The sequence below is a fragment of the Salmonella sp. SAL00653 genome (assembly GCF_046552515.1).
Lineage (GTDB): Bacteria > Pseudomonadota > Gammaproteobacteria > Enterobacterales > Enterobacteriaceae > Salmonella > Salmonella enterica.
In genome coordinates this window covers 90,190-114,487 of sequence record NZ_JBGDTY010000001.1, presented here as the reverse complement: position 1 = coordinate 114,487, position 24,298 = coordinate 90,190, and the positions used below count along the sequence as shown (strand labels likewise).

19 protein-coding genes and 2 pseudogenes are annotated in these 24,298 nt (G+C 52.6%); 14 read left to right on the top strand and 7 right to left on the bottom strand.

Going from position 1 to position 24,298, the window contains the following annotated elements; genetic code table 11:
• Window positions 1–107: 107 nt before the first annotated feature.
• Both pntB and pntA read right to left on the bottom strand, forming a co-directional pair.
• Entirely contained in the window at window positions 108–1,496 is a 1,389-nt protein-coding gene (gene pntB / locus ACLJRU_RS00600; RefSeq protein ID WP_001539985.1) for a Re/Si-specific NAD(P)(+) transhydrogenase subunit beta, read from the bottom strand.
• A 10-nt stretch (window positions 1,497–1,506) separates the two neighbouring features.
• Complete coding sequence (gene pntA, locus ACLJRU_RS00595) at window positions 1,507–3,036, bottom strand: Re/Si-specific NAD(P)(+) transhydrogenase subunit alpha (protein ID WP_001219354.1); 1,530 nt, start codon at window positions 3,034–3,036, stop codon at window positions 1,507–1,509.
• Window positions 3,037–3,562: 526 nt separating this feature from the next.
• Here pntA and ydgH point away from each other — a divergent pair.
• The gene (gene ydgH / locus ACLJRU_RS00590; protein WP_000769300.1) at window positions 3,563–4,507 is read left to right on the top strand and encodes a DUF1471 family protein YdgH; all 945 of its coding nucleotides are present in this window, start codon (window positions 3,563–3,565) and stop codon (window positions 4,505–4,507) included.
• Between the two features lie 298 nt (window positions 4,508–4,805).
• Window positions 4,806–6,188 carry an amino acid permease gene (locus ACLJRU_RS00585; protein WP_001539984.1) on the top strand — a complete coding sequence of 461 codons (1,383 nt, stop codon included), beginning with the start codon at window positions 4,806–4,808 and terminating at the stop codon, window positions 6,186–6,188.
• Between the two features lie 61 nt (window positions 6,189–6,249).
• Here the strand turns inward: ACLJRU_RS00585 and ACLJRU_RS00580 are convergent, their stop codons facing one another.
• A complete protein-coding gene (locus ACLJRU_RS00580; protein WP_001539982.1) occupies window positions 6,250–6,585 on the bottom strand; it encodes a GlpM family protein in 336 nt (111 codons plus the stop codon).
• Between the two features lie 126 nt (window positions 6,586–6,711).
• Between ACLJRU_RS00580 and rstA the strand changes: the two genes are divergently transcribed.
• The 5 genes from rstA (at window position 6,712) to tus (ending at window position 13,333) form a co-directional block, all read left to right on the top strand.
• On the top strand, window positions 6,712–7,443 hold the full coding sequence (rstA, locus tag ACLJRU_RS00575) for a two-component system response regulator RstA (protein WP_001080049.1): 732 nt from the start codon (window positions 6,712–6,714) through the stop codon (window positions 7,441–7,443).
• A gap of 479 nt (window positions 7,444–7,922) precedes the next feature.
• Window positions 7,923–9,056, top strand: coding sequence for a porin OmpC (gene ompC / locus ACLJRU_RS00570; RefSeq protein ID WP_000824309.1), 1,134 nt, complete (start codon window positions 7,923–7,925; stop codon window positions 9,054–9,056).
• Between the two features lie 152 nt (window positions 9,057–9,208).
• On the top strand, window positions 9,209–10,915 hold the full coding sequence (locus ACLJRU_RS00565) for an amidohydrolase (protein WP_077905889.1): 1,707 nt from the start codon (window positions 9,209–9,211) through the stop codon (window positions 10,913–10,915).
• Between the two features lie 111 nt (window positions 10,916–11,026).
• Window positions 11,027–12,328, top strand: a complete 1,302-nt coding sequence (rstB, locus tag ACLJRU_RS00560) for a two-component system sensor histidine kinase RstB (protein WP_000732957.1) — start codon at window positions 11,027–11,029, stop codon at window positions 12,326–12,328.
• 75 nt (window positions 12,329–12,403) lie between these two features.
• Window positions 12,404–13,333, top strand: a complete 930-nt coding sequence (tus, locus tag ACLJRU_RS00555) for a DNA replication terminus site-binding protein (protein ID WP_000092493.1) — start codon at window positions 12,404–12,406, stop codon at window positions 13,331–13,333.
• Here the strand turns inward: tus and fumC are convergent.
• On the bottom strand, window positions 13,330–14,733 hold the full coding sequence (fumC, locus tag ACLJRU_RS00550) for a class II fumarate hydratase (protein ID WP_000259121.1): 1,404 nt from the start codon (window positions 14,731–14,733) through the stop codon (window positions 13,330–13,332). The genes tus and fumC overlap by 4 nt on opposite strands.
• Window positions 14,734–14,900: 167 nt before the next feature.
• Window positions 14,901–16,547, bottom strand: a complete 1,647-nt coding sequence (gene fumB, locus ACLJRU_RS00545) for a class I fumarate hydratase (protein ID WP_000066610.1) — start codon at window positions 16,545–16,547, stop codon at window positions 14,901–14,903.
• A 199-nt stretch (window positions 16,548–16,746) separates the two neighbouring features.
• On the opposite strand from fumB, the gene manA reads away from it, so the two are divergent.
• Window positions 16,747–17,922, top strand: coding sequence for a mannose-6-phosphate isomerase (gene manA, locus ACLJRU_RS00540; protein WP_001170625.1), 1,176 nt, complete (start codon window positions 16,747–16,749; stop codon window positions 17,920–17,922).
• Between the two features lie 102 nt (window positions 17,923–18,024).
• A complete protein-coding gene (locus ACLJRU_RS00535; protein WP_001539972.1) occupies window positions 18,025–19,533 on the top strand; it encodes a YdgA family protein in 1,509 nt (502 codons plus the stop codon).
• A 57-nt stretch (window positions 19,534–19,590) separates the two neighbouring features.
• Here ACLJRU_RS00535 and malI read toward each other — a convergent pair.
• Window positions 19,591–20,193, bottom strand: a pseudogene (gene malI / locus ACLJRU_RS00530) (Mal regulon transcriptional regulator MalI); the annotation flags it as partial.
• Between the two features lie 18 nt (window positions 20,194–20,211).
• Here malI and ACLJRU_RS00525 point away from each other — a divergent pair.
• Together ACLJRU_RS00525 and add are read left to right on the top strand one after the other, a co-directional pair.
• A pseudogene (locus ACLJRU_RS00525) lies at window positions 20,212–20,586 on the top strand (aminotransferase class I/II-fold pyridoxal phosphate-dependent enzyme); the annotation flags it as partial.
• A gap of 216 nt (window positions 20,587–20,802) precedes the next feature.
• Entirely contained in the window at window positions 20,803–21,804 is a 1,002-nt protein-coding gene (add, locus tag ACLJRU_RS00520; RefSeq protein ID WP_000565555.1) for an adenosine deaminase, read from the top strand.
• Between the two features lie 74 nt (window positions 21,805–21,878).
• Here add and ACLJRU_RS00515 read toward each other — a convergent pair whose 3' ends face one another.
• Window positions 21,879–22,919: an oxidoreductase gene (locus ACLJRU_RS00515; RefSeq protein ID WP_000998242.1), complete on the bottom strand. Its 1,041-nt coding sequence runs from the start codon at window positions 22,917–22,919 to the stop codon at window positions 21,879–21,881.
• Window positions 22,920–23,126: 207 nt separating this feature from the next.
• Here ACLJRU_RS00515 and blr point away from each other — a divergent pair, with 207 nt between their 5' ends.
• The 3 genes from blr (at window position 23,127) to ACLJRU_RS00500 (ending at window position 24,294) form a co-directional block, all read left to right on the top strand.
• Complete coding sequence (gene blr / locus ACLJRU_RS00510) at window positions 23,127–23,252, top strand: division septum protein Blr (RefSeq protein ID WP_001708800.1); 126 nt, start codon at window positions 23,127–23,129, stop codon at window positions 23,250–23,252.
• A 297-nt stretch (window positions 23,253–23,549) separates the two neighbouring features.
• Window positions 23,550–23,765 carry a transcription modulator YdgT gene (gene ydgT / locus ACLJRU_RS00505; protein ID WP_000217946.1) on the top strand — a complete coding sequence of 72 codons (216 nt, stop codon included), beginning with the start codon at window positions 23,550–23,552 and terminating at the stop codon, window positions 23,763–23,765.
• 88 nt (window positions 23,766–23,853) lie between these two features.
• Window positions 23,854–24,294 (top strand): DUF2569 domain-containing protein, encoded by a 441-nt coding sequence (locus ACLJRU_RS00500; RefSeq protein ID WP_000214061.1) that lies wholly within the window; start codon window positions 23,854–23,856, stop codon window positions 24,292–24,294.
• Window positions 24,295–24,298: the final 4 nt, after the last annotated feature.

Genomic DNA, 24,298 nt, shown 5'->3' with positions numbered 1-24,298 from the left:
TAGATAACGATGTGACCGGGGTTTCTGAGCGCAGCCAACAAAGAGGCAGCTTAAAGGATGAAGTTTATAAAAACGGCCTCCGAAGAGGCCGCCGCACGTTTAAAAGATTAAAGCGCTTTCAGAATTGCATCCACGCTGGCTTTGGCATCGCCAAACAGCATTTGCGTATTCTCTTTAAAGAACAGCGGGTTCTGCACACCAGCATAACCAGTATTCATTGAACGCTTAAAGACCACGACATTCTGTGCTTTCCACACTTCGAGAACCGGCATACCGGCGATCGGGCTGCGGGGATCGTCTTGCGCCGCCGGGTTCACCGTATCGTTCGCGCCAATCACCAGCACGGTATCGGTATCGGCGAAATCATCATTGATTTCGTCCATTTCCAGCACGATGTCATAAGGCACTTTCGCCTCTGCCAACAGCACGTTCATATGCCCCGGCAGGCGACCCGCCACCGGATGAATGCCGAAACGCACGTTGATACCGCGCGCACGCAGTTTTTCGGTGATTTCCGCAACCGGATACTGCGCCTGCGCCACCGCCATCCCGTACCCCGGCGTAATAATGACGGAGTGGGAGTTTTTCAGCATCTCAGCGGTCTCTTCCGCCGTGATTTCGCGATGTTCGCCAGCTTCCTGATCGTCGCCCGTTGAGGAGCCGTCAGTACCGAACCCACCAGCAATAACGCTGATGAAAGAGCGGTTCATCGCTTTACACATAATGTAAGACAGGATCGCGCCTGACGAACCGACCAGCGCGCCGGTCACAATCAGCAAATCGTTGCTCAACATGAAGCCAGCCGCCGCGGCAGCCCAACCGGAATAGGAGTTCAGCATTGAAACAACCACCGGCATGTCCGCCCCGCCGATAGAGGCGACCAGATGCCAACCAAACGCCAGCGCGATAATGGTCATCAGCAGCAGCGCCAGAACCTGTAGACCCACGCTTTCGGTGCGGACAAAAACCAGCAGCAACAGGAAAGAAACAACCAGCGCCGCCAGGTTCATTTTGTGACGGTTAGGCAACATCAACGGCTTAGAAGAGATTTTGCCGCGCAGTTTACCAAACGCTACGATCGATCCAGTGAAAGTGACTGCGCCAATAAAGATACCGAGGAAGACTTCGGTCAGATGAATATTCACCAGCACCGGCACCAGACTGGCGTCATGGTACAGATAGCTGTTAAAGCCAACCAGTACCGCCGCCAGGCCCACGAAACTGTGCAGAATCGCGACCAGCTCCGGCATCTCGGTCATCTCAACTTTTTTCGCCATGCGGATGCCAATCGCGCCGCCAATAATCATGGCGACCAGAATCCATGCCACGTTGCCGGTATCCGGCCCGAAAATGGTCGCCAGCAACGCGATCGCCATCCCGGCAATACCGAAGTTATTCCCCTGGCGGGACGTTTCATGCTTTGAAAGCCCGGCAAGACTGAAAATAAACAGGATCGCGGCAACAATGTATGCAGCTGTAACTAATCCTCCAGACATGTGTTACCCCTTAGTTTTTCCGGAACATTTTCAGCATACGCTGAGTCACGGTGAAGCCACCGAAAATATTAATGCTGGCGATAAGCACCGCGATAAAGCTCAGGAAGCTGACCCAGCCGCCCTGACCAATTTGCAATAATGCCCCGACAACAATAATCCCTGAAATTGCGTTGGTCACCGACATTAATGGCGTATGAAGCGCATGAGACACGTTCCACACCACGTAATAACCAACCACGCAGGCGAGCGCAAACACGGTAAAATGGCCGAGGAACTCTTTTGGCGCGACATCGGCCAGCCAACCAAAAAGAATGATCGCCAGCGCCATTAACGCATACTTCCGCCAGGGTGAAGCGGGCTTTTCCGGCTCTTTTGGCGCAGGTGCTGCTTTAGGCGCGGCTTGTGGCTGCGCGGAAACCTGGATTGGCGGCGCAGGCCAGGTAATGTCGCCGTCGCGAATCACCGTCACGCCACGGATCACGACATCGTCAAAATCCACGTCAATATTGCCGTCTTTCTCTTTGCACAGCAGCTTCAGCAGGTTAACCAGGTTGGTGCCATAAAGCTGGGATGACTGCGTCGGCAAACGCCCCGGTAGATCGGTGTAGCCAATCACTTTTACGCCATTGTCCGTCGTCACAACCTGATTGGCGACGGTATATTCGCAGTTACCGCCATTCTGCGCGGCCAGGTCGACAATCACGCTGCCGGCCTTCATAGAATCGACCATATCGCGGGTAATCAGCTTCGGCGCTGGTTTACCCGGAATCAATGCAGTGGTCACAATGATGTCGACCTCTTTGGCCTGGGCAGCAAAGAGCGCCATTTCCGCTTTGATAAACGCCTCGGACATCACTTTGGCGTAACCATCGCCGCTACCGGCTTCCTCTTTAAAATCCAGTTCGAGGAACTCAGCCCCCATACTCTGGACCTGCTCTTTGACTTCAGGACGAGTGTCAAACGCGCGGACAATCGCCCCCAGGCTGTTTGCCGCGCCGATAGCCGCAAGACCGGCTACGCCCGCGCCAATCACCATCACCTTCGCCGGCGGCACTTTCCCGGCGGCAGTGATTTGGCCGGTAAAGAAGCGCCCAAATTCATGCGCGGCCTCTACAATGGCGCGATAACCCGCGATATTCGCCATTGAGCTTAACGCGTCGAGCGACTGCGCGCGGGAAATACGCGGCACGGAGTCCATCGCCATCACCGTGACCTTACGTTCGGCAAGTTTCTCCATTAACCCAGGATTTTGCGCAGGCCATATAAAACTGACCAGCGTAGTCCCGGGGTTCAGTAAAGCGATTTCATCTTCTTCAGGCGCATTAACCTTGAGAATAATTTCCGACTGCCAGATAGCATTGCCGTCTACAATATCCGCGCCAGCCTGCGCAAACGCTTTGTCGTCAAAACTTGCCAGTTGACCCGCCCCGCTTTCGATAGCGACGCTAAACCCCAGCTTCAGTAGCTGCTCTACCGTTTTCGGCGTCGCAGCGACACGGGTTTCATTGGGTAACCGCTCTTTTGGTATGCCAATTCGCATAAATGTTCCCTTCCATCGGTATTTTTGATGATGGTTTGTCAGTAAGCGCGAGAAGCGTACGCCTGCCCGCGTTTGAGGTAAATGTTACCCCAGCAGAATAAAACCGTTACAAACTCTCTATAACCTACTGAAAATAACGCCTGTGATCTAGCGCCAAAAAACAGAATTTTTTATCAAATTTGCAAAACATGAACGATTCAGCCGCTAAGCAGCCATAATGCCTTGAAAATGGCCTGCGAGGGCTGATAATTCGCTCAAATTTGACAGCAAAACATCATTAAACCTCTGCCGGGATCAAGAAATTAACATTAAATTAACTTATTAAATTTATGCGCTTCATTAGCTTAGCCGCCCGGACGCCGTTTTTTTCGACATATCGGCAAATGTTATCATCAAAGATAGGATACATGACACGATGCGTGAAAAATCCCGCAGACATCCATATGGTTTAAATGCAATAATCAGCCACGTTTCTAGTCAATAACAATACCAGTACCTGGTTTGCGCAAGGCGAAGGATTATTTTTATGAAGCTTAAGAACACTCTCCTGGCGTCGGCTCTGCTTTCTGCGGCTGCTTTTTCTGTCCATGCAGCAACAGAACTGACGCCGGAGCAAGCGGCTGCACTAAAACCTTATGACCGCATCGTTATTACCGGTCGTTTTAATGCTATTGGCGATGCGGTCTCCGCCGTGTCCCGCCGCGCAGATAAAGAAGGCGCAGCCTCCTTCTATGTTGTCGACACCTCGGAGTTCGGCAACAGTGGTAACTGGCGTGTTGTGGCGGACGTGTATAAAGCCGACGCGCCGAAAGCCGACGCGCCCAAAAATCGTGTCATTAATGGCATCGTGGAATTACCGAAAGACCAGGCCGTACAATTAGAACCGTATGACACCGTCACCGTTCAGGGCTTCTACCGTAGCCAGCCGGAAGTTAACGATGCCATTACGAAAGCGGCGAAACAAAAAAGCGCATACGCTTTCTATATTGTTCGTCAGATAGATGCGAATCAGGGCGGAAACCAGCGCATCACTGCATTTATCTATAAACAAGATGCGAAAAAACGCATCGTCCAGAGCCCGGACGCTATTCCGGCAGACTCTGAAGCTGGCCGCGCCGCGCTGGCTCAGGGCGGCGAAGCTGCGAAGAAAGTCGAAATTCCAGGCGTCGCCACGTCAGCCTCGCCGAGCGCCGAAGTAGGCCGTTTCTTCGAAACGCAATCCTCCAAAGGCGGACGTTACACTGTCACACTTCCGGATGGCACAAAAGTTGAGGAGCTGAATAAAGCGACGGCTGCGATGATGGTGCCTTTCGACAGCGTTAAGTTCACCGGCAACTACGGCAATATGACAGAAATCTCCTATCAGGTCGCCAAACGCGCGGCGAAGAAAGGCGCTAAGTATTATCATATTACGCGTCAGTGGCAGGAGCGCGGCAATAACATCACCATCAGCGCCGACCTCTATAAATAAGGCGCGCGTCGCCATCAGGCTTTCTCGCCGGATGGCGGCATACCTGCCTTATCAGGCCTACACGATCGTTCAACGGTAGGCCTGATAAGCCGCCATCCGGCACTTTCTCGCGGGATGCCAGTTCCGTCAAATATCGCGATGAATCTCACTTTTCGCTTTTTTGGCGATAAATCTTATCCAGGCCGTTGCATGCGGTCCCTTCTCTCCGTAAAATCCCGCGCCTTAGTGGCTTTCACCATTTTTATGCGTTTTGCCATAATAATTATTCTTCCAATTTCATTTTTATAGCTGGATACCAATGGAAAAAAAACTGGGACTGAGCGCGCTGACCGCGCTGGTTTTAAGCTCAATGCTTGGCGCAGGTGTTTTCAGCCTGCCCCAGAATATGGCCGTTGTTGCCAGTCCGGCTGCGTTGTTAATTGGCTGGGCCATTACCGGCGTGGGGATACTCTTACTGGCATTCGCCATGTTAATCCTCACGCGCATTCGCTCCGAGCTTGACGGCGGTATCTTTACTTACGCCCGCGAAGGCTTCGGCGAACTGATTGGCTTTTGTTCTGCCTGGGGCTATTGGCTGTGCGCGGTCATCGCCAACGTATCCTATTTGGTTATCGTTTTTTCAGCGCTGAGTTTCTTTACCGATACGCCTGCCCTGCGTCTGTTTGGCGACGGTAATACCTGGCAGGCTATTGTCGGCGCTTCAGTCTTGCTCTGGATTGTCCATTTCCTCATCCTGCGCGGCGTACAAACGGCAGCCAGCATCAATCTGGTCGCGACTCTGGCGAAACTGTTGCCGCTCGGCGCGTTTATTGTGCTGGCTATCATGATGTTCAAACTGGATACCTTCACACTGGACTTCACTGGTGTTGAACTCGGTATTCCCGTATGGGAACAGGTTAAGAACACCATGCTTATTACGCTGTGGGTGTTTATTGGCGTTGAAGGCGCCGTCGTCGTCTCGGCCCGAGCGAAAAATAAACGCGATGTAGGCCGCGCAACGCTACTGGCAGTACTCGCAGCGCTGGGAATATATCTCCTGGTCACGCTGCTTTCTCTTGGCGTTCTTGCGCGTCCGGAACTGGCGGAGATGCGCAACCCGTCGATGGCCGGTCTGATGGTGAAAATGATGGGGCCGTGGGGAGAAATTATTATTGCAGCGGGACTGATTGTGTCTGTCTGCGGGGCTTATCTAAGCTGGACTATCATGGCGGCGGAGGTGCCATTTCTGGCGGCAGCCTATAAATCCTTCCCGGGCATCTTCGCGCGACAAAATGCGCAAGGCGCGCCTTCTGCATCGTTATGGCTCACCAATATCTGTGTACAAATCTGTCTGGTGCTGATCTGGCTGACCGGTTCGGACTACAACACGCTATTGACGATTGCGTCAGAAATGATTCTGGTGCCCTATTTTCTGGTCGGCGCATTTCTGCTGAAGATTGCAACGCGTCCCCTCCATCGGGCGGTCGGTATCGGAGCCTGTATTTATGGCTTATGGTTATTATATGCGTCGGGCCCTATGCACCTGCTGCTGTCCGTCGTACTGTACGCGCCTGGATTACTGGTTTTCCTGTATGCGCGTCGGACGCACAAGCATGACAATGTATTAAATCGTCAGGAAGTCGTGCTGATTGGTTTATTGCTGGTCGCGGCGGTTCCGGCTACGTGGATGCTGGTGGGTTGACAACCTCCCCATCGTAATATCCGTCTGTATTACGATGGGGAAACCACGGTCTTTGCCAATATTAATGCCATTTAATCCAGCAAAAAATCAGCAGCCACGAGCTTAGCCCCCAGCAGACCACCGCACCGCCAAGCGCGACGGGCAGGCGCATCACGCCGCTGAAATACCATAGCGTTGCAAGATAAATGAAATAAGGAATGATCGACCACATGCTAAAGACGATGGTGGTACGCATCGCGTCGATGCCCCGCTCGCTGGCCACGATATAGTGCGCGATAAGCGCAAACGTTGGAAACATAGGAATTAATCCGGCGATATAATAATTTTTTGTTTTTGACAGCAGACCAATCAATACGACGACCAGCGCCCCCAGGGCAGCTTTAATCACGAGTCCCATTACCTTGCCTTAACATGCTAATAACAACAGCATGTAGCATAACGGAACCGCTCTCGTTTAGAAAAGATTTATGGAAGGGAAAACAGAGGCGGTGTATGTTGGCGTTTTCTATTCTCCATTTATAATATGAACCGCATTGTATTTGTTGAAGACGACGCTGAAGTGGGTTCTCTCATTGCCGCTTATCTGGCGAAACATGATATTGATGTCATTGTTGAGCCGCGTGGTGACCGGGCGGAGGATCTTATCCTCACCACTCAGCCCGATCTGGTTTTACTGGATATTATGCTTCCAGGTAAAGATGGCATGACGATATGTCGCGATTTACGCCACCGCTGGCAAGGCCCGATTGTCCTGCTCACCTCGCTGGACAGTGATATGAATCATATTCTGGCGCTGGAGATGGGCGCCTGCGACTACATCCTCAAAACCACGCCTCCGGCCGTTTTGCTGGCGCGTCTGCGCTTACACCTGCGGCAAAGCGAACAAACGCAACAGGCAAAAAGTCTTCAGGAGAGCGCGCTTACGCCGCATAAAGCGCTGCGTTTTGGCGCGTTAACCATCGATCCCCTTAACCGGGCGGTCCAGCTCAATGGCGATTTCATATCGCTCTCCACCGCCGATTTTGAATTGCTCTGGGAACTGGCGACACACGCCGGACAAATTATGGATCGCGAGGCGTTGCTAAAAACGCTGCGCGGCGTCAATTATGATGGTCTGGATCGCAGCGTGGATGTGGCGATTTCCCGCCTGCGTAAGAAACTGCTGGATAGCGCTGCTGAGCCCTATCGTATAAAGACCATTCGCAATAAAGGCTATCTTTTTGCCCCTCATGCCTGGGACGAAACGACGGGATAAGTTAGCCGACAAATTTTACCTGCCTTTATCAAGTCATAGTGGCGATGCTCATCACCGCCACTGTTCAAAAAACAGACATTGTATACATGAATGCTATTTTTATTAGTCGAAACGGCCCCTTTATTACCGTTTTCTCTGCGTTGTGGTTCATGATTACGTCTTTTTCGCTCAAGAAAGTTAAATTAAAAAAACTCGAAGCCAGTTCACAAAATTGATAACAGAATGTCTGCCCGCCGCTATATTGCCATCTTTTTTCGCAAATTGTGAAATAAAACAAATCACAGCCATGAATACATAATAACAAATATATTCACCATAAATATATGCGTTTCCGATAGTAACTTTTGTATTAATTAATAACATATAAGAAAAGTTAGCATTTGCTGAAATAATATTATTCAGATTAGGATGCCTTTGATTCAACGAATCTGTAGAAGTTCAATCTTTTGCAAATAAGTTAAGTTTTTAAGGATAAAAAAATGAAAAGAAAAGTATTGGCACTTGTCATCCCGGCTCTGCTGGCTGCTGGCGCAGCACACGCCGCTGAAATTTATAACAAAGACGGCAACAAACTGGACCTTTACGGGAAAGTAGACGGCCTGCACTATTTCTCTGATGACTCTTCTAAAGATGGCGATCAGACCTATATGCGTGTCGGCTTTAAAGGCGAAACGCAGATTAACGACCAACTGACCGGTTACGGCCAGTGGGAATATAACGTTCAGGCTAACACTACCGAAGGCGAAGGTGCTAACTCCTGGACTCGTCTGGCATTCGCCGGCCTGAAATTCGGCGACTACGGCTCATTCGACTATGGTCGTAACTACGGCGTCCTGTACGACGTAGAAGGCTGGACCGATATGCTGCCTGAGTTCGGCGGCGACTCCTACACTTACGCTGACAACTTCATGACCGGTCGTGCTAACGGCGTGGCCACCTACCGTAACACTGATTTCTTCGGTCTGGTAGACGGTCTGAACTTCGCGTTGCAATATCAGGGTGCCAATGAAAACCAGGTTTCTCATGAGCAGGAAGGCACTAATAACGGCGGCGATCGTAACGTGAAGAACGCTAACGGTGACGGCTTCGGTATCTCATCAACTTATGATCTGGGTATGGGCGTAAGTTTCGGCGCGGCATATACCACTTCCGATCGTACTAATGGTCAGGTTAATTACTCTACCGCTGGCGGTGATAAAGCGGATGCATGGACTGTTGGCGCTAAATATGATGCTAATAATATCTATCTGGCCACAATGTATTCAGAAACCCGTAATATGACGCCTTACGGCAATGACGATTGTCGCTCATGCGTAGCAAACAAAACTCAAAACTTCGAAGTTACAGCCCAATATCAATTTGATTTCGGTCTGCGCCCGGCGGTTTCTTTCCTGATGTCTAAAGGTAAAGATTTGACCTATAACAACGTTAATGGCGATGATAAAGACCTGGTTAAATATGCTGATGTAGGTGCTACCTACTATTTCAACAAAAACTTCTCCACCTATGTTGATTATAAAATCAACCTGCTGGATGATGACGACCAGTTCTATAAAGATGCCGGTATCAGCACTGATGATATCGTCGCGCTGGGTATGGTTTACCAGTTCTAATTATTCATTAATTCTTCTCAAGCCCGCCGTTTCGGCGGGCTTTTCTTTTTTCATCACCACCGTTCTAAAAACAGAACGCACTGTTCCCTGGGCACAGATTGAACAATTCTTGTTCGCTCTCTATGGTTTGCTTATCGCCCGACAAAAGGAACATGCTAATGATCAGTCTCGTCCCGTCTCTGCTTTCCAGAACCGCGCTTTTCTTTCTGCTCACGGCCACAGGCGCAGCCACCGCCGCCCGCCCGACAGCGGATATTATTTTGCATAACGGTAATATCATCACTCTGAATGATGCCCAGCCGCAGGCCAGCGCGCTGGCGATTTCCGGCTCGCGGATTGTGGCGATTGGCGATGATACGGCGACAAATGAATGGCGCGGCAACCATACCCGTACCATCGATTTACAGGGTAAAACCGTGATACCCGGCCTGACCGATACCCACATTCATGCCATTCGCGGCGGACAAACCTGGACATTCGAAACCTACTGGTACGACAGCCCTTCGCTTAAAGACGCGCTGGATAAATTACGCGCCGACGCTAACCGTCGTCCCCACGATCAATGGGTAGCCGTAGTGGGATCGTGGATACCGGCGCAATTTGCAGAAAACCGGGCGCCGACGGTAGCCGAACTGAGCCACGCCCCTCCCGATCATCCAGCTTATATTCAGTATCTTTACGACTATGCGTTAGTGAATCAGCGCGGTATAGACGTACTTGGCCTTAACGACACCCCTCCTCCTGATTTAGCGGGAATCCGCGTAGAGCGCGACGCAAAAGGTAGCGCCACGGGGAAATTATTTGGTGACATCGCCGCGTTTAACCAGCTTTTTGCCAGCATAAGTCGTAACGCCGATCGCGAGGGTGGTCTGCGGCAATTTTTAGCTGATATGAACGCTCGCGGCGTGACCGGCATCATTGACCCCTCTGCCGGGCCTGCCGCCGCTTATGAGCCTTTATTTGCAATGCGAAACCAGGGGGATTTACCGCTGCGCGTGGGGTATCGCATTCCGGTACAGCCGGAAGCGAAAGGTCATGAAGCGCAGTGGTTCAGCAACCTGATGGCCTTTCGCCCGGCGCGTGCCGATGACGGGCAACTGGCTTTTCTTGGCCTGGGGGAAAGCCTGGTGGCCGGAATGAATGACGGCGTGCGGATGGCCCCAGGGTTTTCTTCCTCAGAGCAGGACAAAACCGCGCTTCGCCAGGTCGCGACGTTTGCGGCAAAACGGGGAATACCGCTTGAGATCCATGCCTATACCGATGACAGCGCCGACGCGATATTGACGATTTTTGAGCAGGTAGCGCAGCAGTACGATCTGCGCCCTCTCCGCTGGTCTATTGCGCATCTGAATACCGGTTCGCCACAGACGCTTGAGCGAATGCGTAAGCTGGGTCTGGCATACACTGTGCAAATGGGGCCTTACTTTGAGGGGCTTGCCATCCGTGACGCCAATCCACCTGGCGCGGCGGACAATTCGCCGCCGGTTCGACTGGCGCTGGATAAAGGGCTTGTCGTAGCTGGCGGCACCGATTCGACGCGTATTGGCATTGCCGGTGTCTGGCACGCTATCGAATATCATATCACCGGTATAGCGTCAGGCGGTTCCGTGCGTAAACCCGCCAGCGAGCGGCTCACGCGTCTGGAAGCGCTAGCGTTATATACACGTCATGCCGCCTGGCTCGCCTTTGCCGAACAACACCGGGGCCAGCTTAGCGTCGGAAAACAGGCCGATCTGGCGGTACTCAATCAGCCATTTATGACGATGCCGGAAGACAGAATTGATACCATTCGCGCTGTTTTGACACTTGTCGATGGACGCATTGTTCACGAAAGTCCGGACCTTAACGCCGGACAATGAGGTTGTCAGTTGACGCAAAGCCTGCTTTTATAACCCACCAGCGGCGCTGACGGGAAATCTTTTCCGTCAGCGCCGCGATAGAGTTAATGTATTGAGATCCGGTGGGCGTTGATGAAAAAGCTGTTTGTGCAGTTTTACCTTTTGCTGTTCGTCTGTTTTCTGGTCATGACCTTATTGGTCGGACTGGTGTACAAATTCACTGCCGAACGCGCGGGCAGGCAATCGCTCGACGATCTGATGAAAAGTTCGCTCTATCTGATGCGCAGCGAACTGCGGGAAATTCCGCCGCGTGAATGGGGAAAAACGTTAAAAGAGATGGACCTGAACCTCTCTTTCGATTTACGCGTTGAACCGTTAAATCACTATAAGCTTGATGCCGCCACCACGCAGCGACTGCGTGAAGGCGATATCGTCGCGCTTGACGATCAATACACCTTTATTCAGCGTATCCCGCGCAGCCATTACGTCCTGGCGGTTGGCCCGGTTCCCTATCTCTATTTCCTGCATCAAATGCGACTGCTGGATATCGCCTTAATGGCGCTCATTGCCTTTTCTCTCGCCTTTCCTGTGTTTATCTGGATGCGCCCGCACTGGCAAGAAATGCTCAGGCTCGAATCCGCCGCGCAGCGCTTTGGCGAGGGTCATTTGACTGAACGCCTGCATTTCGATAATGGTTCCAGTTTCGAACGTCTGGGCGTCGCGTTCAACCAGATGGCGGATAACATTAATGCCCTGATCGCCAGTAAAAAACAGCTGATTGACGGTATCGCCCATGAGCTTCGCACGCCGCTGGTACGTTTACGCTATCGGCTTGAAATGAGTGAAAATCTGACACCGCCGGAATCACAGGCGCTCAATCGCGATATTGGTCAACTGGAAGCGCTGATTGAAGAACTGCTCACCTATGCGCGCCTTGACCGACCGCAAAATGAACTGATGTTGACCGAACCCGACCTCCCCGCCTGGTTGCTCGCGCATTTGCAGGATGTGCAAAGCGTGACCCCGGAACGCGCCGTAAACCTTGTCACATGTGTAGTCGGCGATTATGGCGCGCTTGATATGCGGTTAATGTCGCGAGTGCTGGATAACCTGCTGAATAATGCGTTGCGCTACAGTCGTACCACCGTTCAAGTCAGCCTGTTACTCGACGGCAGTCAGGCAACGCTGATAGTTGAAGATGACGGCCCCGGCATTGAAGCGGATGCGCGTGAGCGCGTATTTGAACCTTTTGTCAGACTCGACCCCAGTAGAGACCGGGCGACAGGCGGCTGCGGGCTTGGACTCGCCATCGTACACTCTATCGCCCTGGCGATGGGCGGTAGCGTCGTCTGTGACGAGAGCGAACTGGGCGGCGCAAAATTTAGCTTTCACTGGCCGGTCTGGCACGCGATGTCCAACGTGACCGCTGCCTGACGTATTTTGCACGCTGGTTGAGCGGCGGGAACTGTGCTATACAGATAGTATGTTGTAACTAAAGTGAGTGATACCATGTCCCGCTACGATCTCGTTGAACGCCTGAATGGCACTTTTCGCCAGATAGAACAACACCTGGCGGCGCTGACGGATAATCTACAGCAGCATTCGCTACTTATCGCCCGTGTCTTTTCACTGCCGCAGGTGACCAAAGAGGCGGAACATGCGCCGCTGGATACTATCGAGGTAACGCAACATCTGGGGAAAGAGGCCGAAACGCTGGCGCTACGTCACTATCGCCATTTGTTTATTCAACAGCAGTCCGAAAACCGCAGCAGTAAAGCCGCCGTCCGCCTGCCTGGCGTCTTATGCTATCAAGTGGATAATGCGATACAGTTAGATCTGGAAAATCAGATACAGCGCATTAACCAGTTGAAAACCACCTTCGAGCAGATGGTTACGGTAGAGTCCGGTCTTCCCTCAGCGGCACGTTTTGAGTGGGTGCATCGGCATCTACCCGGCTTAATTACGCTGAACGCTTACCGCACGCTGACGCTTATCAATAACCCCGCCACCATACGTTTCGGCTGGGCAAATAAACATATTATTAAAAATTTAAGCCGGGATGAGGTTCTGAGCCAGTTGAAAAAAAGCCTCGCGTCGCCGCGCAGCGTCCCGCCGTGGACGCGCGAACAATGGCAATTCAAGCTGGAACGGGAATATCAGGATATCGCTGCCTTACCGCAGCAGGCCCGACTCAAGATTAAGCGTCCGGTTAAAGTACAGCCGATCGCCCGCATCTGGTATAAAGGCCAGCAGAAACAGGTGCAACACGCCTGCCCCACGCCGATTATCGCATTAATCAACACGGACAACGGCGCTGGCGTGCCGGATATTGGTGGGCTGGAAAACTATGACGCCGATAATATTCAGCACCGTTTTAAACCACAGGCGCAGCCGCTGCGACTGATTATTCCGCGACTGCACCTGTATGTGGCGGATTAACGTCCCGGCGTCATACTGCCAACCATCAACTCCGGACGTACCCAGGCGTCGAACTCCTCGTCGCTAAGGTATCCTAATGCCACGGCTGAGGCTTTTAGCGTCAGCCCTTCTTTATGCGCCTTCTTCGCAATCTCCGCCGCTTTATCGTAACCGATGTGCGTATTGAGCGCAGTGACCAGCATCAGCGACTCATTCAGCAACTGCGTAATACGCTCGCGGTTTGGCTCGATTCCTGACGCACAGTGTTTATTAAAACTCTCCATGCCATCGGCCAGCAGGCGCACCGTTTGCAGAAAATTATGAATAACCATCGGACGATAGACGTTGAGCTCAAAGTTGCCCGATGCGCCCCCCATATTAATGGCCACATCGTTACCCATCACCTGGCAACATAGCATCGTTACCGCTTCACACTGGGTCGGATTCACTTTACCAGGCATAATGGAACTGCCTGGCTCATTCTCCGGGATAGCAATCTCGCCAATGCCGCAGCGCGGGCCGGACGCCAGCCAGCGAACATCGTTGGCGATTTTCATCAGCGAGGCCGCCAGTCCTTTTAATGCGCCATGCGCCTGTACCAACGCGTCACAGGTCGCCAGCGCTTCGAATTTATTGGGGGCGGTAACAAACGGCGCCGCGGTAATCGTCGCCAGTTCCTCGGCCACGCGCCGGGCATATTCCGGATGGGTATTAAGCCCTGTCCCTACTGCGGTTCCGCCGAGCGCCAGTTCCGCGACGTGCGGTAAACTGTGCTCAATGTGTCTGAGGTTATGTTCCAGCATGGCTACCCAACCGGAAATCTCCTGGCCTAAGGTGAGCGGCGTCGCGTCCTGCAGGTGAGTACGGCCAATTTTGACAATATCGGCGAAAGCGTGGGATTTATCGCGAAGCGTATCCGTTAATGCGGATAATTGCGGGATAAGGTGTTCGCGTAACGCCAGTAACGCCGCCACGTGCATGGCGGTTGGGAAAACATCGTTTGAGCTTTGACTCTTATTGACGTCATCATTGGGATGCACCTTGCGTTCCATACCGCGAACGCCGCCCAAAATTTCACTGGCGCGGTTCGCTAACACTTCATTCATATTCATGTTGCTTTGCGTACCGGACCCGGTCTGCCAAATCGCCAGCGGAAACTCATCAGCATGTTTTCCCGCCAGCACTTCATCAGCCGCCTGGATAATCGCGCTGGCTTTTTCCGCCGCCAACAACCCTAAGTCCTGGTTGACCTTCGCAGCGGCGCGCTTGGTCAACGCCAGAGCGTGAATGAGCGAGACGGGCATTTTCTCCGTGGAAATCCGAAAATGCTCCAGCGAACGTTGAGTCTGCGCCCCCCACAGTTTATCTGCCGGGACTTCAATCGCGCCCATTGAATCTTTCTCGCGGCGTACCGTTACCATTACCTGCTCCTTACTCAAGTTGATGAGATCATGTGTCGACATTGCTCACATGTTTGCGGTCTTATGAGTATTAACGATAACAACACAACGGTGTAGACCGGATAAGGCGCTTGCGCCGTTCTCCGGCAAAATAGCGAATCATGTTACCGCCCCGCAGGGCGGCGACATTACTTAACGCAGCGTGCGCACTGCGATGACTGAATCTGCTGGAAGAAATCGTTGCCTTTATCATCCACCAGAATGAAGGCCGGAAAATCCTCCACTTCAATTTTCCAGATAGCCTCCATACCCAGTTCAGGATATTCCACGCACTCCAGGCGCTTGATACTACCCTGCGCCAGAACGGCTGCCGGGCCGCCGATACTGCCCAGGTAGAAGCCGCCATGTTTCTTACAGGCATCGGTCACCTGCTGGCTGCGGTTGCCTTTCGCCAGCATGATCATACTGCCGCCCTGCGACTGGAGCTGATCAACATAAGAGTCCATTCGTCCTGCGGTAGTCGGCCCAAGCGACCCGGAGGCATACCCTTCCGGCGTTTTTGCCGGCCCCGCATAATAGATAGGATGATTTTTGATGTACTGCGGCAAACCTTCGCCTCTGTCCATCCGTTCTTTCAGTTTAGCGTGCGCGATGTCGCGGCCCACAATAATCGTGCCGTTCAGCGACAGGCGCGTTGATACCGGATACTGCGACAGTTGTTGCAGTATCTCGCTCATGGGACGGTTAAGATCAACGCGCACCGCCTCGCCCTCTCCCGCCTGGCGCAGCGCCTCTGGAATATATTTACCGGGATTGCGCTCCAGCTTCTCGATCCAGATCCCTTCCCGGTTGATCTTCGCTTTAATGTTTCGATCCGCGGAGCAGGACACGCCCATACCTACCGGACACGATGCCCCGTGGCGCGGCAATCGGATGACACGAATATCGTGAGCGAAATATTTGCCGCCGAACTGCGCGCCTAAGCCAAGATTTTGCGCCTCAAGCAACAATTCTTTTTCCAGCTCAATATCGCGGAAGGCCTGCCCGTGTTCATTGCCTTCGGTTGGTAGCGCATCATAGTATTTTGCCGAGGCCAGCTTAACGGTCTTCAGGTTCGCTTCCGCCGAGGTGCCGCCAATGACAAACGCAATGTGATACGGCGGACAGGCGGCGGTGCCCAGCGTACGCATCTTATCGACGAGATAATTTTTGAGCTTACCCGGCGTCAGAAGCGCTTTTGTCTCCTGATAGAGGTAGGTTTTATTCGCCGATCCGCCGCCTTTAGCGATACAGAGGAATTTATATTCATCGCCATCGACGCTGTAGAGATCGATCTGCGCCGGCAGGTTAGTACCGGTATTGACCTCTTTGTACATATCCAGCGCCGCGTTTTGCGAATAGCGCAGGTTATCTTCGATATAGGTGTTATATACGCCGCGAGCCAGCGCCGCTTCATCACCTCCACCAGTCCAGACGCGTTGGCCTTTTTTGCCGACAATAATGGCCGTACCGGTATCCTGGCAGGTGGGCAACACGCCCTTGGCCGCGATATCGGAGTTTCGCAGGAATTGCAGCGCGACATATTTGTCGTTTTCACTGGCCTGCGGATCGCGCAGAATATCCGCCACCTGCTGCTGATGCGCGGGACGTAGCATAAAAGACGCATCGTGGAAGGCCTGACGCGCCAACAGCGTTAGCGCTTCCGGCGCGACTTTCAGGATCTCTTGTCCTTCAAATTCGGCGACGGAAACATGTTCGCTGGTCAACAAGTAGTACTCGGTATCGTCCTTTTTGAGGGGAAAAGGGTCTTGATAAAAGAAGGGTTTGTTTGACATTGTGCTCTCACTTACCGCTCGGTATGGTTATTCTCTGGGCAGGTGTTCCATTGCCCGACTCAAAGCGAGTAACACTATCCTACACAATTTTTTAACAAAAACTGAGACAAGTACGACTTTTTACGCCCGGAGGTTACTTCATGCGGGTTTCTTGGTTTAATACCTCCCATTGATCTCCACATTGAAACAGGGCTTGATAATGCAAAAACTCATTAACTCAGTGCAAAACTATGCCTGGGGAAGTAAAACTGCGTTAACGGAACTTTATGGCATCGCCAATCCGCAGCAGCAGCCAATGGCTGAACTCTGGATGGGCGCGCATCCCAAAAGCAGCTCGCGAATCACCACCGCCAACGGCGAAACCGTCTCCCTGCGTGACGCCATCGAAAAGAATAAAACCGCCATGCTGGGCGAAGCGGTAGCCAACCGTTTCGGCGAACTGCCGTTTCTGTTTAAAGTACTGTGCGCCGCGCAGCCGCTCTCTATTCAGGTGCACCCGAATAAACGCAACTCCGAAATCGGTTTCGCGAAAGAAAATGCGGCGGGTATCCCCATGGATGCCGCAGAGCGGAACTATAAAGATCCTAACCATAAACCAGAGCTGGTTTTTGCCCTGACGCCTTTCCTGGCGATGAACGCGTTCCGCGAATTTTCTGACATTGTCTCTTTACTGCAACCTGTCGCCGGCGCGCATTCCGCTATCGCCCACTTTTTGCAGGCGCCGAACGCTGAACGTCTGAGCCAGCTTTTCGCCAGCCTGTTGAATATGCAAGGCGAAGAAAAATCCCGCGCGTTAGCCGTACTCAAAGCGGCGCTTAACAGCCAGCAAGGCGAACCGTGGCAAACGATCCGCGTGATTTCAGAGTATTATCCTGACGACAGCGGGCTTTTCTCTCCTTTGTTGCTGAATGTGGTCAAACTGAATCCCGGCGAGGCGATGTTCCTGTTTGCCGAAACGCCTCATGCTTATCTGCAGGGCGTTGCGCTGGAAGTCATGGCGAACTCCGATAACGTTCTACGCGCTGGCCTTACACCCAAATATATCGACATTCCTGAGCTGGTCGCGAACGTGAAGTTCGAACCTAAACCTGCCAGCGAGTTGCTGACTGCCCCGGTGAAAAGCGGCGCGGAGCTGGACTTCCCAATTCCGGTTGACGATTTTGCTTTTTCACTGCACGACCTGGCGCTTCAGGAGACGAGCATCGGCCAACACAGCGCCGCGATTCTGTTCTGCGTTGAGGGTGAGGCGGTGTTACGTAAAGATGAACAGCGTCTGGTACTGAAGCCGGGTGAATCTGCCTTTATCGGCGCGGATGAGTCTCCGGTTAACGCCAGCGGCACGGGCCGTTTAGCGCGTGTTTATAACAAGCTGTAGCAACGTACTGAATTTTTTAACAACTCTTGCTAAGCTTATAACAGACGTAAAACTCCTCCAGGCGGTTTAATCCGCCTGGTTTCATTTTTATGGACAATTGATATGAAAAAAACACTGGTAGCTGCAGGTATAGTAATTGCACTTGGCATCGTCTGGACAGGCGGCGCCTGGTATACGGGGAAAAAGCTGGAGAACCATCTTGCAGAAATGGTGACTCAGGCCAATGAACAGCTCAAGCGTACTGCGCCGGAGGCCGGTGTCGAATTAAGTTATCAAAACTACCAGCGTGGCGTGTTCAGTAGCCATCTGCAACTGGTTGTCAAACCGGTTGCAGGCGCAGACAATACCTGGTTGAAGCCCGGGCAAAGCATTGTGCTGGACGAGTCCGTTTCACATGGCCCCTTCCCGCTCGCCCAGCTCAAAACGCTCAATCTGATCCCTTCTATGGCGTCGGTAAAAACCACGCTGGTGAATAACGATGCGGCAAAACCCCTCTTTGATATCGCGAAAGGCGACACGCCCTTTGTTATCAATACCCGCATTGGTTATGGCGGCGATACCCGCTCCGATATCTCTCTCAAGCCGTTAAACTACGAGAATGCCGGTGAAAAGGTCGCCTTTAGCGGCGGCGAGTTCCAGCTTAACGCCGATAAAGACGGTAATGTGGTTTCGCTGTCGGGCGAAGCGCAGAGCGGCCTGGTCGATGCCGTTAACGAATATAATCAGAAGGTCCAACTCACCTTTAATAATTTGAAAACCGACGGTACCAGTAAACTGGCAAGCTTTGGCGAACGTGTGGGCGACCAAAAGTTAACGCTGGATAAACTGTCCATCGCCATTGAGGGTACAGAGATGGCGGTGCTGGAAGGGATGGAAATTGCCGGCAAGTCCGATCTCGTCAACGACGGAAAAACCATTAACAGCCAGTTGGATTACTCGCTTAACAGCCTGAAAGTGCAGAATCAGGATTTAGGCAGCGGTAAATTAACGCTGAAAGTCGGTCAAATCGACGGCGAAGCCTGGCACCAGTTTAGTCAGCAATATCATGCGCAAACGCAGGCGCTGCTGAATCAGCCGGACGTGGCGCAGAATCCTGAGCTTTATCAGCAAAAAGTCACTGAAGCGTTCTTTAGCGCTCTCCCCGTGCTGTTAAAAGGCGATCCGGTTCTGACCCTAGCGCCGCTTAGCTGGAAAAACGCCAAAGGGGAAACCACGCTGAATCTGTCGCTGTTCCTCAAAGATCCGGCAACCACAACGGCACAACCGCAAACGCTGGCGCAGGAAGTCGACCGCTCCGTGAAATCGCTGGATGCGAAACTGGCAATTCCAATGGACATGGCGGTCGAGTTTATGACGCAGATAGCAAAACTGGAAGGCTATCAGCAGGATGATGCGGAAAAACTGGCAAAACAGCAGGTGCAGGGGCTGTCCGCAATGGGTCAGATGTTCCGACTGACAACGCTGAAGGATAATACTATCGCCTCCAGTTTGCAGTACACCAATGGCCAGATCACGCTCAACGGACAAAAAATGCCGTTGGAAGACTTTGTCGGCCTGTTTGGAATGCCGGCGCTTTCCGTACCGGACGTTCCGGCGCTGCCTCAACAATAATCGCCTTGCCGGGTGTCGCGACGCTGCACCCGGTCTGCGCCGAACGACGCGCAGCCTCTACTTTTGCGTTACCAGGCGAGCGGCTATCGTTTGACTCCGCACATGGTGCTCGTCGTGAGCAATACGCTGCAATATTCGTTCGGCCAGGGTATAGCCTATTTCTCGCGCCGGCGTACTGGCCCAGATAATCGGCAGGTCGTCGAGGGCGTTCTCCGCCACATCAGCAAACGCCGCCAGCGACACCTGCAGCTCGAAATAACGATCGACACCGCTCTCGCCACTCTGTCGTCCGGCTCTCAGCAGTCCAAACCACGCCCCCATCGCAATGGTTTCGTTGTAACAAACGACAGCGCTAATGGTCGGATTGTATCGCAACAGCGCGGTAATGCTTTCTGCTGCCTGTTTCTGACTGGAAGCGCATTCCACGACCCACTCGCTGTGAAACGGTAGACCGTATTTTAACAACGTCGCGCAATAGCCGCCCACGCGCTCCGCGCGGGTTAAAGATGCGCTTTGTCCTCCCAGCCAGGCGATGCGCTGATGGCCCTGACGAATAAGGTACTCCGTCAGGAGCTGCGCCGCCTGCATGTTGTCAGGCCGAACGGTATCCGCATCATCAAGATAGCTGGCGCGTGACGCAAACACCACCGGAATACCTTGTGCGTCGGCCTGCGCTCTTCTTCGCCAGCGGTGCTCTCACTCACGGCGCATATTGCCGCGTATCAGCACGGCGCGCCGTGGCTGGATGCGTTACGCGCCTCGCTGGCGGCTAATATGCGCTATATTGAGCAGGCGCTGAATGGCGCCTTTCCGACGTTGAACTGGCAAGCGCCGCCATCGACCTATCTGGCATGGATTGATCTCCGTCCACTCGGCATTGACGATCAAAAATTACAGCACACGCTCATTCATCAGGAGAAAGTCGCCATTATGCCCGGCGATACCTATGGCGCCGAAGGCCGGGGATTTGTGCGTCTGAATGCCGGATGCCCTCGCCTGAAACTTGAAAAAGGCGTCAACGGATTGATTAACGCTATCCGCACCGTTCGCTGATACTGTCTACAGGCGGGGGGTTGACCCTTTATCCTGAGAGGCGATAACAGAGACGCCCCCGTGAGCTGACCGGGGGCGCGTTAAAGAGAATGATACAAAATTTCTCCCGCGCTCTCGCGAAGTTGCAACGTAATGACTCCGTTTTTGCAAAATTTCCAGAGCATTATCAATCTGTAGTATAATGGTGCGCACTTTTATTAAAAATTGAGTGCGCCCATGATTGATATTACGCTTCCTTTGACTGACATCCACCGCCACCTTGATGGCAACATTCGCGCCCAAACAATTCTGGATCTTGGTCGGCAGTTCAACATCGCCCTTCCCGCCAAAACGCTGGAAGCGCTGATTCCGCATGTCCAAGTCACCTCAACCGAACCCGATTTAGTGAGCTTTCTCACTAAGCTCGATTGGGGGGTAAAAGTCCTGGCATCGCTTGACGCCTGCCGCCGTGTGGCCTTTGAAAATATTGAAGATGCCGCACGTAACGGCCTGCATTACGTCGAGCTTCGCTTTTCGCCCGGCTATATGGCGATGGCGCATCAGTTACCGATCGCAGGCGTGGTTGAAGCCGTTATCGACGGCGTACGCGACGGCTGTAACACGTTTGGCGTCGAGGCGCGACTCATTGGCATTATGAGCCGTACCTTCGGCGAGGCGGCATGTTTACAGGAGCTTGATGCGCTGCTGGCGCACAGAGAGAAAATCACCGCGCTGGATTTAGCCGGTGATGAGCTGGGCTTTCCCGGCAGTCTGTTTTTGTCACACTTTAATCGGGCGCGCGATGCGGGCTGGCATATTACCGTTCACGCAGGCGAAGCCGCAGGGCCGGAAAGTATCTGGCAGGCGATTCGCGAACTGGGGGCCGAACGTATCGGACATGGCGTAAAAGCTGTCGAAGATCGCGCGTTAATGGATTTTCTTGCACAGCAGCGTATCGGTATTGAATCCTGTCTGACCTCGAATATTCAGACCAGTACCGTCGCATCGCTGGCAGATCATCCGCTCAAAACCTTCCTTGAGCATGGCGTTCTCGCCAGTCTTAATACGGACGATCCGGCTGTTCAGGGCGTAGATATTATCCATGAATATCACGTCGCCGCGCCAGCGGCAGGATTGAGCCGCGAACAGATTCGCCAGGCGCAGATTAACGGTCTGGAAATCGCCTTTCTGAGCGATGGCGAAAAACGTGCGCTGCGCGAAAAAGTGGCCGCGGCGTAAAATTGCTTTATTGATGCTAACGCCCTCTCTCCGCCTGCGGTTTAATGCTATCCCAGGCGGAGAAATGCGACATCTCAGGCAAGACACAGCGTCGCGCGATGTTTTGCCGATTCCATGCCCAGTTCAATCAACTCCATAATTTGAATCGCCTGGCTTGCCGGCACGGGATTTTCACCGTTACCGTTTAACGCATCGCGGATGGCGGCATAATATGCCGGATAGTTACCCGGCAACGTAAGCCAGTTCTCTTCTTTGCGCGTCTCTCCCTCAACCAGGGTCAATACACCGTCACGCATGTCATATCCCCAGTCTTCCTGCGGTAAACGCTCGCCGTTTTTTAACCGTTCTTCCTGGGGATCGAGGCCATATTTTACATAGCTACCGCGCGAACCATGAACGATGTATCGCGCGGATTCCGCCGCGGCCAGCATCGTACCGTGCAAAATCACGCGGCGCTGGGGGTAGGATAAAATCGCGTGGAAATAATCTGTAGATTGCGCGCCCGGACGCAGTTGCGCTAAATCCACCGTCATGCTGACCGGCAGGCCAAAAAGCTGAATGGCCTGATCCAACAAGTGCGGCGCCAGATCGTACCAGATACCACTTCCCGGCCCGCCTTGCTCGCGCCAGCGGTCGCGCACCTGGGGACGGAAGCGATCAAAGTGGGATTCAAACAAGGACACCTCGCCGAGCACGCCATCCGCCAGCAAGGCTTTCAGCGTCAAAAAATCGCTGTCCCAGCGTCGGTTGTGGAAGACGGAAAGTACCCGGCCAGTGCTCCGCGCAAGCGCATCCAATTCTCGCGCCTGTGACAGTGTCACGGTAAAGGGTTTATCAACCACCACATGTTTACCGGCTTCCAGCGCAGCTTTCGCCAGCGGGAAATGGGTATCGTTGGGCGTCGGGATCACGATAAGGTCGATATGCGGATCGTTAAATAAATGTCGGGGCTCAGAGACCACGGAAACCGCCGGCCAATCTGCTTTCACTTTTGTTTCATCGCTGCTGGATACCGCCGCAAGCTCTAGCCCTGGCGTTCCCATAATTAAGGGCGCATGAAAGGTTTTACTGGCGTAGCCATAACCGATTAACCCAACGCGGATTTTGTCATTCATCTCACTGCCTCCGGTTTTAGATATCGCTATTCCACACCATCGTGCGATTAGCCGCAATAGCGTCCTGACCATCAACGTAGCATCAAATGATTAACTTGTTACAGAACAGAGGCTGAAATCGTTTCCCTCCCTCTTGCCGACCGTTCGCCAGGAAAGTAACATTTACCCCCTGTGTTTATGGATAAATCAAAGCAAATGTCGTCAATAATGAATCGTCTTATTGAATTAACTGGGTGGATAGTTCTCGTTATCTCAGTCATTCTTTTAGGTATTGCCAACCATATTGACAATTACCAACCACCAGAGCCCACGGCTTCCGTCCAGAAGAAGTAAGCGTCAGATAATGTAAAGGCATTTTCGCGTGGTACGGTAAGCGGCGCCCCGGGGGGTGCAAAGAAAAGTCAAAAACCGGCAAAAAAAACGAAATATGTCCTATCTGGTCTGACGTTTATTGCCTGTTGTAGGAAAGCGCGTTAACCTTTCGCCCTAGGCGCCATGTGGCGCCTGACTCTTTACCGGTAAGAATATTTCCTTTTTACCTGCACCCCTGACCTCTCACTGGTGCGGTTTTGTTTATTTTTTATCAGTGACTACTCCGTTGGCATTATATTTAATATGGATCAACTTTATATGACTGTTCAGGATTATCTATTAAAATTCCGCAAAATTAGTTCGCTCGAAAGTCTGGAAAAACTGTTCGACCACCTTAACTATACCCTTACTGATGACATGGACATTGTTAATATGTATCGCGCTGCAGATCACCGCCGTGCCGAACTGGTTTCCGGAGGACGCCTGTTTGATGTAGGTCAGGTTCCGCAATCCGTCTGGCGCTATGTGCAATAAAGAAAGTAGCGTTTAACATCAAAAACCTTATAATATTTGCCCCAAAATGAGCGGCATGACCGTTAATGCGCGTAACCCCGGAGAAGATATGACTACAACACCGCCACAACGAATTGGAGGCTGGCTTCTTGGCCCGTTAGCCTGGCTGTTAGTCGCGTTGTTGAGCGCCTCGCTGGCGTTATTACTCTACGTTATGGCGCTTGCCACACCGCAAACGTTCAAGACGCTTAGCGGACAGGAAACCGGTAATTTACTGCTATGGGGCATTTCATTTATTACCGCTATCGCCATGTGGTACTATACCCTGTGGTTGACGATCGCATTCTTCAAGCGCAGACGCTGCGTGCCGAAGCATTACATTATCTGGCTGCTGGTGTCGGTGTTACTGGCGGTTAAAGCATTTGCCTTTTCGCCCGTCTCAGATGCCTTTGCCGTGCGTCAGTTACTCTTCCCACTGTTGGCGACGGCGCTCATTGTGCCTTATCTCAAACGTTCAGCACGCGTCAAAACAACGTTTGTTAATCCGTAATAAC